General features: G+C 48.5%; 16 protein-coding genes. 8 read left to right on the top strand and 8 right to left on the bottom strand.

Features of this window, described 5'->3' with window-relative positions; all coding sequences use genetic code 11:
• Positions 1 to 227 precede the first annotated feature (227 nt).
• The 8 genes from radC to AC3A8L_RS14500 all read left to right on the top strand — a co-directional run bounded on the left by radC (position 228) and on the right by AC3A8L_RS14500 (position 5,464).
• On the top strand, positions 228 to 902 hold the full coding sequence (gene radC / locus AC3A8L_RS14535) for a RadC family protein (RefSeq protein WP_487962992.1): 675 nt from the start codon (positions 228 to 230) through the stop codon (positions 900 to 902).
• A 333-nt stretch (positions 903 to 1,235) separates the two neighbouring features.
• Complete coding sequence (rpmB, locus tag AC3A8L_RS14530; protein ID WP_487962991.1) at positions 1,236 to 1,472, top strand: 50S ribosomal protein L28; 237 nt, start codon at positions 1,236 to 1,238, stop codon at positions 1,470 to 1,472.
• Between the two features lie 42 nt (positions 1,473 to 1,514).
• A complete protein-coding gene (gene rpmG, locus AC3A8L_RS14525; protein WP_053981642.1) occupies positions 1,515 to 1,670 on the top strand; it encodes a 50S ribosomal protein L33 in 156 nt (51 codons plus the stop codon).
• Positions 1,671 to 1,761: 91 nt separating this feature from the next.
• On the top strand, positions 1,762 to 2,583 hold the full coding sequence (gene mutM, locus AC3A8L_RS14520; protein ID WP_487962990.1) for a bifunctional DNA-formamidopyrimidine glycosylase/DNA-(apurinic or apyrimidinic site) lyase: 822 nt from the start codon (positions 1,762 to 1,764) through the stop codon (positions 2,581 to 2,583).
• Positions 2,584 to 2,645: 62 nt separating this feature from the next.
• A complete protein-coding gene (bamJ, locus tag AC3A8L_RS14515) occupies positions 2,646 to 3,263 on the top strand; it encodes a BamJ family beta-barrel-assembly machinery protein (protein WP_487962989.1) in 618 nt (205 codons plus the stop codon).
• 6 nt (positions 3,264 to 3,269) lie between these two features.
• Entirely contained in the window at positions 3,270 to 4,166 is an 897-nt protein-coding gene (gene rdgC, locus AC3A8L_RS14510; RefSeq protein WP_487962988.1) for a recombination-associated protein RdgC, read from the top strand.
• Positions 4,167 to 4,171: 5 nt separating this feature from the next.
• Complete coding sequence (locus AC3A8L_RS14505; protein WP_487962987.1) at positions 4,172 to 4,795, top strand: hypothetical protein; 624 nt, start codon at positions 4,172 to 4,174, stop codon at positions 4,793 to 4,795.
• 54 nt (positions 4,796 to 4,849) lie between these two features.
• A complete protein-coding gene (locus AC3A8L_RS14500; protein WP_487962986.1) occupies positions 4,850 to 5,464 on the top strand; it encodes a hypothetical protein in 615 nt (204 codons plus the stop codon).
• 157 nt (positions 5,465 to 5,621) lie between these two features.
• Here AC3A8L_RS14500 and AC3A8L_RS14495 read toward each other — a convergent pair whose 3' ends face one another.
• The 8 genes from AC3A8L_RS14495 to gmk all read right to left on the bottom strand — a co-directional run.
• Complete coding sequence (locus AC3A8L_RS14495; protein ID WP_487962985.1) at positions 5,622 to 6,824, bottom strand: response regulator; 1,203 nt, start codon at positions 6,822 to 6,824, stop codon at positions 5,622 to 5,624.
• A 361-nt stretch (positions 6,825 to 7,185) separates the two neighbouring features.
• Positions 7,186 to 7,470 (bottom strand): ATP-dependent zinc protease family protein, encoded by a 285-nt coding sequence (locus tag AC3A8L_RS14490; protein WP_487962984.1) that lies wholly within the window; start codon positions 7,468 to 7,470, stop codon positions 7,186 to 7,188.
• 143 nt (positions 7,471 to 7,613) lie between these two features.
• Complete coding sequence (locus AC3A8L_RS14485; RefSeq protein WP_487962983.1) at positions 7,614 to 7,928, bottom strand: hypothetical protein; 315 nt, start codon at positions 7,926 to 7,928, stop codon at positions 7,614 to 7,616.
• Positions 7,929 to 7,950: 22 nt separating this feature from the next.
• Positions 7,951 to 8,655: an HAD-IA family hydrolase gene (locus AC3A8L_RS14480; protein ID WP_487962982.1), complete on the bottom strand. Its 705-nt coding sequence runs from the start codon at positions 8,653 to 8,655 to the stop codon at positions 7,951 to 7,953.
• Positions 8,656 to 8,791: 136 nt separating this feature from the next.
• Positions 8,792 to 9,175 (bottom strand): RidA family protein, encoded by a 384-nt coding sequence (locus AC3A8L_RS14475; protein WP_487962981.1) that lies wholly within the window; start codon positions 9,173 to 9,175, stop codon positions 8,792 to 8,794.
• Between the two features lie 117 nt (positions 9,176 to 9,292).
• Positions 9,293 to 11,398, bottom strand: coding sequence for a RelA/SpoT family protein (locus tag AC3A8L_RS14470; protein ID WP_487962980.1), 2,106 nt, complete (start codon positions 11,396 to 11,398; stop codon positions 9,293 to 9,295).
• A 19-nt stretch (positions 11,399 to 11,417) separates the two neighbouring features.
• Positions 11,418 to 11,681, bottom strand: coding sequence for a DNA-directed RNA polymerase subunit omega (gene rpoZ, locus AC3A8L_RS14465; protein ID WP_487962979.1), 264 nt, complete (start codon positions 11,679 to 11,681; stop codon positions 11,418 to 11,420).
• Positions 11,682 to 11,901: 220 nt separating this feature from the next.
• Positions 11,902 to 12,311 (bottom strand): guanylate kinase (gmk, locus tag AC3A8L_RS14460; RefSeq protein WP_487962978.1); only part of this gene is annotated, 410 nt, incomplete at its 5' end.

The raw sequence follows: 12,311 nt of genomic DNA, 5'->3' as shown, positions 1-12,311 counted from the left end.
GGCGAAAATATGGCGTAATAGCCGGCTATTGCAAATATTTTTAACGAAGGCAAGCGTGCACCCAGGAATTCAAAAACAGGAAGTTATTTTATGCACGCCCCTAAGGGGCGAGACTGCAATAGTTTCTCCATTTGGGCGAAGGTAAAGGGGTCGAAATCGAGCATTTAGGGTATGAAATGTGACGTCCTCACACTAGGCATTAAAATATTAACAACAGGATGTTATTTATGGCGATCAAGGATTGGCCCTTGGGTGAGCGGCCCAGGGAAAAACTGTTGCAGCGTGGGGCTTCTGCGCTGAGTGATGCGGAACTTCTGGCTATCTTTCTGCGCACCGGCGTCGCGGGTAAAAGCGCGGTGGATTTGTCGAGAGAGCTATTGCAGCATTTCGGTAGTTTGCGTTCATTGTTGTCTGCATCTAAAAAAGAGTTTTGCCGAGCGCTAGGTTTGGGGGAGGCTAAATATTGTCTTTTGCAGGCTGTGCTTGAAATGGCATCGCGACACACGGCTGAGGAGTTGTCAGGGTTGAGTGTGTTGGATAATGTGGCTTTGGTTAAGCGTTTGGCTAAGTCGCGTTTATCCAGCTTGGAGCATGAAGTTTTTGCGGTGTTCTTTTTAGATAGTCAGCATCAGCTACTGAATTTTGAAGTTTTGTTTCGCGGGACCCTTGATGGTGCAACGGTTCATCCTCGGGAGCTTGCCAAGCGTGCGTTAGCGCTCAATGCTGGCGCAGTCATTCTTGCTCACAACCATCCCTCGGGAATTGCGACGCCTAGTGCTTCTGATCGAGATATTACCCGGGTGTTATCTGAGGCCTTGGGGTTACTCGATATCCGTGTTCTTGATCATATTATCGTAGGCGCAGCCGAGCCGTTTTCGTTTTGTGAGCACAGCATGATTTAGTGCCCCCAAAGGAGAAAAAGTTTGCTTGGATGGTTCTATTCTGGTATAAAACGCGCCTCTTTTCGGCCAACCCATGGGTTTGCTTGTTTTTTGTTCAGGCTTCGCCGCAATTTGTGGTGTGTGCGTGGCATATAAAGCGCACGCGGTGAACGAAACTGGAGTTTAGCTACTGCTGGCCTTGTTGGCAGGGGTAATTGAAGAGCCAAAGTATTCTGCAGCGCAAGCACAAGAGTACCTCCGACATTTGTGGCCTCCTTTATGGTGTTTTCAGCGTAAGGGGAGTCAAAACAATATTTACGATTTAATGATCTTTACGATTAAAGAGGCAGAGCAATGTCTAAAGTATGTCAAGTTACGGGTAAACGCCCGGTAACCGGTAACAATGTTTCTCACGCAAAAAACCACACTAAGCGTCGTTTTTTGCCTAACTTGCACTCTCATCGTTTTTGGGTTGAGTCTGAGAAGCGTTTTGTAAAATTGCGCCTTACCTCTAAAGGTATGCGTATTATTGATAAAAAAGGCATCGACCAAGTATTGGTTGAACTTCGCGCTCGCGGCGAAAAAGTTTAATTACGGCATATATTGCTCGAATACAGCTAAGAGGAATCTATCATGCGTGACAAAATTCGTTTGAATTCAAGTGCCGGTACCGGTCACTTTTACACTACTACCAAGAACAAGCGCACCATGCCTGAGAAAATGGAGATCAAAAAATTTGATCCTGTTGTTCGCAAGCACGTGATGTACAAAGAAGGCAAAATTAAGTAGGTCGAACTGACTTGCTTTGTCTTCTAAAACCCAGCCTAGCGCTGGGTTTTTTTCGTTAGGGCTTCGGGAAATATGAAAATAAAGAGGGTCTATGCCAGAGTTACCAGAGGTTGAGACGACATGCCGTGGAATTCGCCCGCATGTAGAAGGGGAGGCTGTTTCCGGTGTTGTTGTTCGCAATGGCCGTTTGCGTTGGCCTGTTGATACGCGCTTAGCTGATATTCTTAATGGTAGTGTTTTACGCGCTGTTTCGCGGCGCGCGAAGTATTTGGTGTTGCGTTTTGATGCGGGTGTTTTGCTGGTTCACCTTGGCATGTCGGGCAGTTTACGGGTAGTGGAGCCGTCGGCGGCAGTGGGTAAGCATGACCATATAGATATACTTTTTAATCATGGAATTGCGCTACGTTTTAATGACCCTCGGCGCTTCGGTGCCTTTGTTTGGCATCAGGACGCGACAACACTCGATGCGCATTCGCTAATTGCGCACCTGGGGCCTGAGCCGTTATCCGACAATTTCTCTGGCGAGTATCTCTACGGCTTGGCACGCAACAAAAAAACGCCGTTAAAGAGCTTCATTATGGATGCCAAGGTTGTTGTGGGGGTGGGGAATATCTACGCCAACGAAGCTCTGTTTGCTGCTGGGCTCCACCCGCTTAAAGTGGCGGGCAAGTTGACGCGGCCCAAGGCTGCCCGCCTAGTGGCCGACATTAAGACTATTTTGGCCCATGCTATTGAGCGCGGCGGTACAACGTTGCGTGATTTTGTCGGCGGGGATGGCAAGCCAGGCTATTTTGCACAGGAGCTCAACGTTTATGGCCACGGCGGCAAGCCGTGCCCGCGTTGTAAAAAAGCGTTAACGGAAAAGCGCCTGCAGAATCGCACCACGGTTTATTGCAGTGCCTGCCAGAAGTAAACTCCTGTGCTAGACTGCGCCGCCTGATTATTAACGATTTATTAACCAAGAGCGGAGCAGTTATGTCTGATTATTCAACAGTAGAAAAGAAAGTAAGTTACGGCATTGGTCGTCAACTGGGCGACCAATTATTGGCGAACCCATTTGATGGTATGGACATCGCTTCTGTATCCGCTGGCTTAAAAGACGCTTTCGAAGGTAGCGATTTTGCCGTAGCACGTGAAGACCTTGACGTAGCGTTTAAGGAAATTAGCGGCCGCATTCAAGCTGAGCGCGCTGAGCAATCTAAAGAGCAAGCCGCTGAAGGCGAAGCCTTTTTAGCTGAAAATGCTAAAAAAGACGGCATTACCGTACTTGAGTCTGGCCTGCAGTACCAAGTGATCACCGAAGGTGCTGGTGACAAGCCTTCTAAAACTTCAACCGTGCGTACGCACTACCACGGCACCCTGACTAGCGGTTCTGTGTTTGATAGCTCAGTTGATCGTGGCGAGCCTGCAGAATTCCGTGTTGACGGTGTTATTGCTGGTTGGACTGAAGCGCTTCAATTGATGCCTACTGGTTCAAAGTGGCGTTTATTCATTCCGCACAACCTTGCTTACGGTGAGCGTGGTGCTGGTGGTGCTATCGGGCCATACGCGGCTTTGGTTTTTGAAGTTGAACTTCTTGATATCGTGGCATAACCAATTATGTGGTTTAAAAACCTGCGTTTATACCGTTTAACGGAAGCCTTTAAAACTTCACCAGAAGATCTTAATGAAAAGTTAAGCGGTCATGTTTTTAATCCGTGCGGCAAGCTGGATCTCAAGCGGCAAGGCTTCGTGCCACCGCTTGGGCGTCACTCGGATCTTCTTGTACACGCGATTCCTGATTACATCATGGTTGCACTCAAACGGCAGGAAAAGATACTGCCCGGTGGCGTTATTCGTGAGGCTCTAGAGGAAAAAGTACAGCTTATTAGCGAGGAAGAGGGTCGGCGAGTTAGCCGCAAAGAACGCGACGGCATGAAGGATGAATTGATCTTTGAATTGCTGCCAAAAGCCTTTGTTAAAAACTCGGTCGACTTTGCCTATATCGCACCTCGGCAAAGCTATGTTGTGGTGAATGCTGGCTCTGCTGCACGTGCAGAAGAACTGCTTTCGGCTTTGCGCGAAGCGCTAGGCTCCTTGCCCTGCATTCCCGTGTCGACCAAAACGCCCGTGCCGCAAGTCCTTACTCGCTGGTTGCTCGAACACCCCGAAAGCGGTTTCGAGTTAGGTGAAGAGTGCGAGCTGAAAGCGGCTAAAGATGAGCGTGTTGTTCGTTGTAAGAAGCAAGATTTAACGGCTGATGAGGTATTGAGTCATATTCATACTGGCATGGTCGTGAATAAACTCGCTTTTAACTGGAAAGATATTGTCACTGGTGTTATCGAAGATGACCTCGCCATTAAGCGGTTGCGCTTTGGTGACGAAATTAAAGATAAGGCTTCAGACTCGCACCCAGAAACGGCGGCCGAGGAATTCGATACTGAATTCGCGGTAATGACGCTTGAGATGAAGAGTTTTATTGAAGCCTTGGCGCAAGCCTTTGGTTTCAACGAGTAGTCACTATGCGCAAGTACCTCTTTTCCTTTTGTACGATAGCGGTATTGGCTGCGCCTGTGGTAGCGAGCGCTAACACGTCTTCTGTGCCGGTTGTTGCGCTGTCAGGTCAGCCTACTGCTGTGAAAGCTCCGGTGGTTAAAAAGCCATTGGCTGCCGAAGATACGGCGGCGGCACGCTTGTTGGGCTTGGTATTGGATACCTATGTGCCTAAAATATTGTACGAAGAAAAAGGGGTACCTTGGCTTGGCGGCAAACGCTCCCTTAAAATTTCTAAAGCCGGGCAGGCTAAGTTAACGAGCGATGAAAAAACCATCACCGTGACTTTTCCACTGCATACGGTGTTGTCTGGTAATGTAGATACCAATATTGTTGTACTGCAAATTAAGGCGTCATGTCGCGCCGAGTTTACAGCGCCAGCGGCTATTGTGTTGACGGTTGACCTCAAGAAAAAGCCATTGCAGGTCAGTACCGTTATTAATGTCGTCGTGCCGCCGGTTTCGGCCGACTGCGACGGTTATCAATTACCTGTACAGCCCTTATTGCAGGCCGTGATTGAGCAACAAAAGCCCAAGTGGCAAAATGATTTACAACAACAAATTGCCGATGGCCTTATGGTACTCGGTTTATAAGGCGTAGTTAAACGCCACAACATAAGCTAAATCTCTTTTGAGGGGGGAACCGCGATGCAAAACCTTCAGCGTTACACCACTAATATTCGTAACCACTATTTGAATATTTATTTGGATGCTATTGCATCGTTCAAAGGCGCCCATGCGCAAACCGAAGTCGAAGCGCTAGCCAGCGTGAATGGCGTTGAGGGCGTGCCAGAGATTTTTCGCTGGCGCCGTTTCGATTTGGTTGATCAAGCACCACAGCCGCCCCAAGTTGCTAATTTTAATCCGGATACCCACATTTCTTTTGAGCCGCAAAGCATCACCTGGCAAAAGAAGTTAAAAGTACGCCTAGAGCCAATGGCTTGGAACAATGTGGAGTTCGAATGCACGGGCCTCAATATGCAAAAGTCTCAATTAGAGCACTGGGCTATTCGTTGGTTGGACCCGCAGAATAAGCGTGAAGTCGATAACCATGGCATTGGCGGCCGCATTCATTCGGTGACTTTCCCACAGAAAAAAGTCAATCGGCAGGTGTTTTTTGTCGATTTTGGTTCTGCACCGATTCAAGCGTTTCAAGAGTTGTTACAAGTTTTGATGTTGGCCGATACGAAAAAAGTGCGTATTCGTACTGCGCGATTACGGGCTGAGGGTGAAGCACAGGAAGAGCAAGTTTCTGCCCCTTAGGGACGAGGCAATAATAGTTTGTCAAATTAGGCGAAGATATCGGCTTTCTTATCGAGGCGCTTAAAGGGGCGCATGCCTTGGCATGTAACGCTTTGAGCAACGAAGGTAAGGATGTCGAGATCGAGCATTAGTGGATGAAATATTGTTTCCTCGTCCCTTAAAACAACTCAACATCTTGAATGACTTCGGCGGCTACCTTGCTCGCCGAAGATAGATTCTCTTCAATAATGCGGGTTTGTTCTGCGCTAAATAATTGAAGCATTTTCACCGTGGTACTCAGCGTGTGTTCGACAGAACTCACGCTATTGGCTTCTTCGAATAAACGATTAGCCGCGATATCAATTTGAGTGAGCACGTAGTCTTCTTGGTCACCCTCTAGTCCCATTTTGTGTAACTGTGTGCTGAGCTCTGTCGTTAGGGTCAGCATAATGCTGCTAACATTTGTTTGGTTTTTCGTTACTGTTGCAGCAATTTGACTGAGTACGCTTTCGATGCTTTCGGCACTGCGGGCTAGGTTCTTACTTTGTGTTTTGAGTGCGCTTTCAGCATCGAGGACGCGGACCTTGGCATCACCGGCGCCAAGTAAAAAAGGCAGCGTGTCTTTAATTCTACCGTAGCGCGCTCGGTCTTCTAATGGCATGTTTTTGATCAGTAATGCGACTAGTGGGTAATTAATGAGGGTGCGACAGCCGAAGTCAATAAAGCGCTGTTCGTTGTTATGCATCATCAGCAGTAAATCTTCTTCAATGGGGCTTATTAGGTGCTGCTGGTCCCCGTAAAACCGATTGCCGTCAGAACAGGTAAACATGAGTGCGCAACTTAAGCCTAAATCATTGACCACCGTGGTAAGGGTCTGGGCTAATTCGTCGTAACTGCATACGCTATAGGATTGCTCAACAAAGCGAACGGCTTTGCCTAGCTCGAAGCTTGTGCTCATCGCCTCCATGGCGGTTTCTTCGGCTTGCTGGGCTGAATGTACAAGCGTTGCTCTTTTTTGGTAGGCGTCGGTGATTTTGGCCAGTTTTTTTTGTAGAAACTCGGGCTCGCACGGTTTAATCAGGTAGTCGTCGGCTCCTACTTCAAAGCCCAGCATGCGCTCTCTAACCGAGCTTTTCCCCGACAAAAATACCACAGGAATGTTGCAAGTTGCCTCTTGGCGCTTAAGCTGATCGCAAACTTCATAACCGTTTTGACCTGGCATTTCTACGTCAAGCAAGATAATGTCCGGTGACCAGCTGTTTGCGACTTTAATGCCCATTGGGCCATTGTCGGCGGTGCGTGTGTCATAATTTTTGCTGAGACATCGGTGCAGAATGTTCTGGATAAAGCGATCGTCATCGATTATTAGCACGCGATTCATACAAGCTCAGCATAAGTTATTGGTTCATCAATAAACTCTAGACGAAAGCGCGGAGGGTGTGAGGGGGAATGGCATTAGGAAGCTTACCGGCTATATTAATATTGCATATAAACCGTAGTGCTAAGTGAACATTACATATAAGCCGCAACGTTAGGGGCGGGGCAATAATAGTTTGTCCAATTAGACGAGGGCGCCTGTTTTCTCAGCAAGGCGCTCGAAGGGGCGCATACTGGGGTATGTAACGCTTTGAGCAACGCTGCTGAGGAAGCTGGGGGGCAAGTATTATTGGGTAAAGTATTTTTTCCTCGGCCCTTAAGTGAGTGTTGCGGCTTATAACAATGATATAGGATTTCTTCTAACCTTATTCGGATAAGGTTGATAGGAGAAAGGTCTGTGATGGGTCGACCAATATGCGGTCGCTCATACCTTCTCTGCCAAAAAGCATCAAATAGCTCATGTCCGAGCGATTGGTTAAGGTAATTTCTATTGGCCAGCTCATATCGCCAAGCTCTATTGGCGTTTTGATAACGTGGCGCTCCTGAGACTCCCCGTTAGACGATTTTATTCGACGAATATCGCAGATCGGTGTGCAACAGGTAACAACACTATTAACGTCATAAATATTTGGGGTGGATGACGAGCTCAATCCCGGGCTTTCCGTTATTTACGCGACATCACACACCATTGTTGGCGACAAAGTGCTGAGTGAGTTTTTTATGGCTACTTTTTCGGCTGTCCATGCCAATGTGATTCATTATCCCTTTTACTCCGGCGCGAGTGCCGCCTGAACTACTCGGCGGCAATAATGTTTTCGCTTTGGCAATTCCAGCCCCAGCTGCGCTGCTTTTCTAAGAATACTTGGGCTTGCTGTTCACAGTATCCATGGCTAGTTGTTGCTTGCCAGAGCGTTTGTTTTTCATTGTCTTTGAGGTAGGTTACAGCGCAAGGGGCGGGCTCGGTGGTGCTGTATTCAACGGCAATAATGCGGGTGTCGCCGTCGAGAGTACATAGGTAGCTCATACTGCTTTGCGCTTCGCTAATCACGCTGGCGCCTAGAAGGCTTATGATCAGTGCGTGAGGTAGGGCGTGCGTTGATACGCTCATGTGTGGCTCCAGTAGTATAGCGTTAGCGCTTATGAATAAGTTCCTGTGTATAGCCTAACAATTTTTGCATGTCCTTAAAAACTTCTTGCGCGCCAAGTTGCTGCAAATCGACACCTTGCGAGTAGCCTTGCTCTACAAGCCAGCATGGAATACCTGCATTTTTTGCGCTGATGGCGTCCGATGCGCTATCGCCAATCATGACGGCCTGACTGGGTTGGCAGTGAAAGCGGCGGCACAGATATTCGAGAGGCAAGGGGTGTGGTTTTCGCTCGGGCAGGCTGTTGCCACCCACGATGGCTGATATATACGGCGCTAGGCCTTCGTTCTTTAAAAGCGAAGGCACAAATTGTTGCGGCTTGTTGGTTGCAACTGCTTGGGGCGTACCTGTTTTGTGGATTAGCTTTAACAGTTCATGGACACCCTCGAAAACAGGGTTGGGGCTATTAATGTTTTGGCCGTAGTAATGTAAAAAGCGGTGGTGCAGGGCCGCGAGCGCCCTTTCGCTTGCGGGGCTATTATCTGAGGGATCTTGTGCAAAGCTCAGTGCGCGTGCCGCCAGTTTCAAGCTCCCATTACCAACCCATGTTCGGACCTCGCCTATTGGAGCTTGGATAGAAAAAGCTTCCTGCAAGGCGAGGTTAATGGCTTTGCTGATATTGGGCACGCTATCGATCAAGGTGCCATCAAGGTCATAGATGAAGAGTTGCGGCAAGATCATTTTTTTCATACACAATTGGCTTCAATGAATGCGATAGTTTTCTGTGGATAAGTCTCTGAGCGCTAGGTTTTTCAAGGGCTGAAGCGGCGCGTACGCTTTTTGATCAGCCCGGGTTTGTTCAATTTTATTCGCAATTAGAGGTTGCTTAAATAACTAAAATGCCGTCGGCTTCAATCTGTGCGCCTTTGGGTAATTGGTTGATGCCAATGGCGGCACGCGCGGGGTAGGGGGCGCTAAAATATTCTGCCATGACTTCATTCACAATGGCGAAGTTGTTGAGGTCTGTGAGATAAATGTTGAGCTTAACGATATCGGCCAAGCTACCATTGCTGGCTTCACAAACGGCTTTTAAGTTCTTAAAAACCTGGTGGGCTTCAGCGGCGAAGTCACCTTCGACCATGGTCATGGTCTCTGGAATTAAAGGTATTTGACCGGATAAGTACACGGTGTTGTTGACTTTAACAGCTTGTGAATAGGTACCAATAGCGCTTGGCGCTTGCTCGGTTGAGATAATAGCCTTGTTGGTCATGATGTTTCCTTTTTGGGTGTCGGCTTATTGCCGTCTCTTGTGCCAATGTAAGCTCAGCAGCGAATGCCGCTGCTGAGCGGTAATCATTAATGGAAGGAGGTAATGCTCGTGCGAGGGTTAATTCTTACCGCGATGGACCGAGCTTACCGAGCGCATTGTGCGCACGCGGCGCATAACATCGGCCATGTGTTTTCGGTTTTTAACGGCAATAGTCAGTGTGATTACGCTATGTTCTGCATCGCGCTCAGCCACTTGAATACCTTCGATATTGGTGCGTGTCTCTGCAATTCTAGTGGCTAAAGAAGCAATAATGCCGCGCTCAGAATTCACTTCAACGCGTATTTCGGTGTAGTACTCACCGGTAACTTGTTCAGACCAATTGATGGGGTTGATGTTTTCGCCTTTGCTGCGCAAGTCGCCAATATTTTTACAAGTCTCGCGGTGCACAACAATGCCCTTGCCTGTGCTGAAGTGCCCAAGAATCTGATCGCCAGGAATGGGGCGGCAGCAGCGGGCGAAGCTAATTAATAAGCCGTCAGGTGATTCTATGGTGATAGGGGTCGAGCTGTGGTCGTGGTCGGCGTTGGGGTGTAAGCCTTTAACGACGGAGATGGCGGCAATTTTTCCTTGCCCAATTTGCTCGTAAAGATCATCGCGGGTCTGTAATTTGTTGAGGTCCAGTACGTACTGGAACTGGTCTATTGCCAGCGCATCCAGGGATAAATCGTTATTGGCCAGTGCGCGGGCTAGCATGCGGCGGCCAAGTTCTACCGATTCCATGTGATGCTGGGTTTTTAAGTAGTGCCTAATGGCTGTGCGCGCCTTAGCGGTAACGACAAAGTTGAGCCAGTTGGGGTTGGGCTGCGAGGAATCAGAGGTCACTATCTTGATTTTCTGCCCGCTTTGCAAAGGTTGCGAAAGTGGCGCTGGGCGGTCGTTAATACGACAGGCGACGCAGGCGTTGCCAATATCGGTGTGTACGCTGTAGGCGAAATCGACAGGAGTCGCGCCTGCGGGTAGCTCAACAATCGCGCCTTTGGGGGTAAATACGTAAACCTCATCGCGGAATAGATCAATTTTGACGTTTTCAATAAACTCGAGCGAGTTGCCTGCATGCTGCTGAATTTCTAAAATACGTTGAATCCAGCGATCTACACGGGCTTGTGATTCTTCTCCGTGATCCTTGCCGTTAACGGATTTGTATAGCCAGTGGGCTGCGATGCCTCGGCTGGCGAGCTCATCCATTTCTTTGGTGCGAATTTGTACTTCAATCGGTACGCCATGCATACCGATAAGAATGGTGTGCAGGCTTTGATAGCCGTTAATCTTTGGGATGGCGATATAATCTTTAAATTCGCTGGCCATGGGCTTGTAAAGATTGTGCGCGGCGCCGAGCGCGCGATAGCAGGTGTCGATGTCTTCAACGATCACGCGAAAAGCATAGACGTCCATGATTTCTTTAAAAGACTTTTTCTTTGCACGCATTTTGTTGTAAATGCTGTACAGGTGCTTTTCGCGGCCAATAACCAACGCAGGAATCCCTTCGCGCTGCAGGCGGTTTTCAATGGCATCCTGAATATTTTCGACGAGCGCTTTACGGTTGCCGCGCACATGTTTGAGTGCGGCTTGTAATCGCGATGCGCGCAACGGGTACATGGCGGTAAAGCAGCGGTCTTCGTATTCAATGCGTAAGTCGTTCATACCCAAGCGGTGGGCTATGGGGGCGTAAATTTCTAAGGTTTCTTTGGCTATGCGGCGCTTTTTGGCCGGCGCCAGTGAGCCCAATGTACGCATGTTGTGCAGGCGATCGGCAAGTTTGACGACAATAACGCGTAAGTCATGCGCCATCGCCATCGCCATTTTCTGAAAGTTTTTGGCTTGTTTTTCGGCTTGGGATTCGTATTCGATTTTGGCGAGCTTACTCACGCCATCGACGAGATCGGCAATGGGTTCGCCAAACTGTTCACCAATAGCTTTTTTGCCAATGCCGGTATCTTCAATAACATCGTGCAGCATGGCTGCGATAAGGCTTTGGTAGCCCATATGCATGGATGCAAGAATGTTGGCAACGGCCAAGGGGTGGGTAATGTACGGTTCGCCACTGCGGCGGTATTGGCCGGTGTGGGCTTGTTCGGCGTAATAATAGGCGCGTTTAACAGCCCGAATTTGATCGGGCTCTAAATAGGAGGACAGTCTGTGACTAAGGGAATCAATGGTGAGCAAGTGTGTCCTCCGGCAGGTGTTACTCGTGTGATGGCATTTCGAGGTTTAGCTCGGGCTTCATCATGGGTTGAATTTCAGGGTCTGGCTCTGCGAGTATGCTAACGTCGATAAGACCTAGCTCAATTTCGCGTAATGCAATAACGGTTGGCTTGTCGTTTTCTTCTGGAACCAAAGGGTCCTTGCCGCCAACAGCCAGTTGACGTGCGCGCTTGCTGCCCACAACGACTAGTTCAAAGCGGTTCTCTACGTGATCTAAGCAATCTTCTACAGTGATACGAGCCATGGTGTTTTCCTGGGTTAAAGCGTCTTAAATGTGCATGATTTACAGCGTATTGGCAAGCGTTTAGGCTTGCCGGCCCGTTACGCTATAGCTAACTGTGTTGTAGCTAATAGCGTGTTTGCTCAGATATGCTGCGGTTTTTGTAATACATGGTAGGCCATGCAAGCTTACAGTGCGCACTAAGTGAGACAAAAGGGGACGCAATTCTACGGAAATGTGGGCGTTAGGACAATAGGCTTGTTAGTAACGTTTGATGCCTATTTTGCTGCTTATCGAGTTTTAGCCGTTCAGCCGTAATAATGGCTTTGAATTCGGCCAGCGCGACAGCGAAATCATCATTAATAATGAGGTAATCGCTCTCGACGTAGTGTTCGATTTCATTTTTGGCATCGCGCATGCGGCGATCGATAATTGCTTGCTCATCTTGCCCGCGGTTTGTGAGGCGTTGGCGCAAGGTGGCCTGTGATGGCGGAAGAATAAATATTCCTACCGTAGCCGGTAATAATTTGCGAATTTGCTGTGCGCCTTGCCAGTCAATTTCAAGTATGACATCCATGCCGCTGGCCAATGTGGCTTCTACCCACTCTTTAGAGGTGCCGTAAAAGTTATCAAAAACTTGGGCGTGTTCTAGGA

Source organism: Marinagarivorans sp., from assembly GCF_982758155.1.
The sequence above is the reverse complement of the archived record's forward strand: the minus strand, read 5'-3'. Positions and strand labels throughout refer to the sequence as shown.

What these genes read in the sequence shown, in the direction of transcription:
- bamJ (WP_487962989.1), top strand. Translation starts at nt 2,646, where the DNA reads ATGTCTGATTATTCAACAGTAGAAAAGAAAGTAAGTTACGGCATTGGT.
- AC3A8L_RS14500 (WP_487962986.1), top strand. Translation starts at nt 4,850, where the DNA reads ATGCAAAACCTTCAGCGTTACACCACTAATATTCGTAACCACTATTTG.
- radC (WP_487962992.1), top strand. Translation starts at nt 228, where the DNA reads ATGGCGATCAAGGATTGGCCCTTGGGTGAGCGGCCCAGGGAAAAACTG.
- AC3A8L_RS14485 (WP_487962983.1), bottom strand. Translation starts at nt 7,928, where the DNA reads ATGAGCGTATCAACGCACGCCCTACCTCACGCACTGATCATAAGCCTT.
- mutM (WP_487962990.1), top strand. Translation starts at nt 1,762, where the DNA reads ATGCCAGAGTTACCAGAGGTTGAGACGACATGCCGTGGAATTCGCCCG.
- AC3A8L_RS14505 (WP_487962987.1), top strand. Translation starts at nt 4,172, where the DNA reads ATGCGCAAGTACCTCTTTTCCTTTTGTACGATAGCGGTATTGGCTGCG.
- AC3A8L_RS14480 (WP_487962982.1), bottom strand. Translation starts at nt 8,655, where the DNA reads ATGAAAAAAATGATCTTGCCGCAACTCTTCATCTATGACCTTGATGGC.
- AC3A8L_RS14475 (WP_487962981.1), bottom strand. Translation starts at nt 9,175, where the DNA reads ATGACCAACAAGGCTATTATCTCAACCGAGCAAGCGCCAAGCGCTATT.
- rpmG (WP_053981642.1), top strand. Translation starts at nt 1,515, where the DNA reads ATGCGTGACAAAATTCGTTTGAATTCAAGTGCCGGTACCGGTCACTTT.
- rpmB (WP_487962991.1), top strand. Translation starts at nt 1,236, where the DNA reads ATGTCTAAAGTATGTCAAGTTACGGGTAAACGCCCGGTAACCGGTAAC.
- rdgC (WP_487962988.1), top strand. Translation starts at nt 3,270, where the DNA reads ATGTGGTTTAAAAACCTGCGTTTATACCGTTTAACGGAAGCCTTTAAA.
- AC3A8L_RS14495 (WP_487962985.1), bottom strand. Translation starts at nt 6,824, where the DNA reads ATGAATCGCGTGCTAATAATCGATGACGATCGCTTTATCCAGAACATT.
- rpoZ (WP_487962979.1), bottom strand. Translation starts at nt 11,681, where the DNA reads ATGGCTCGTATCACTGTAGAAGATTGCTTAGATCACGTAGAGAACCGC.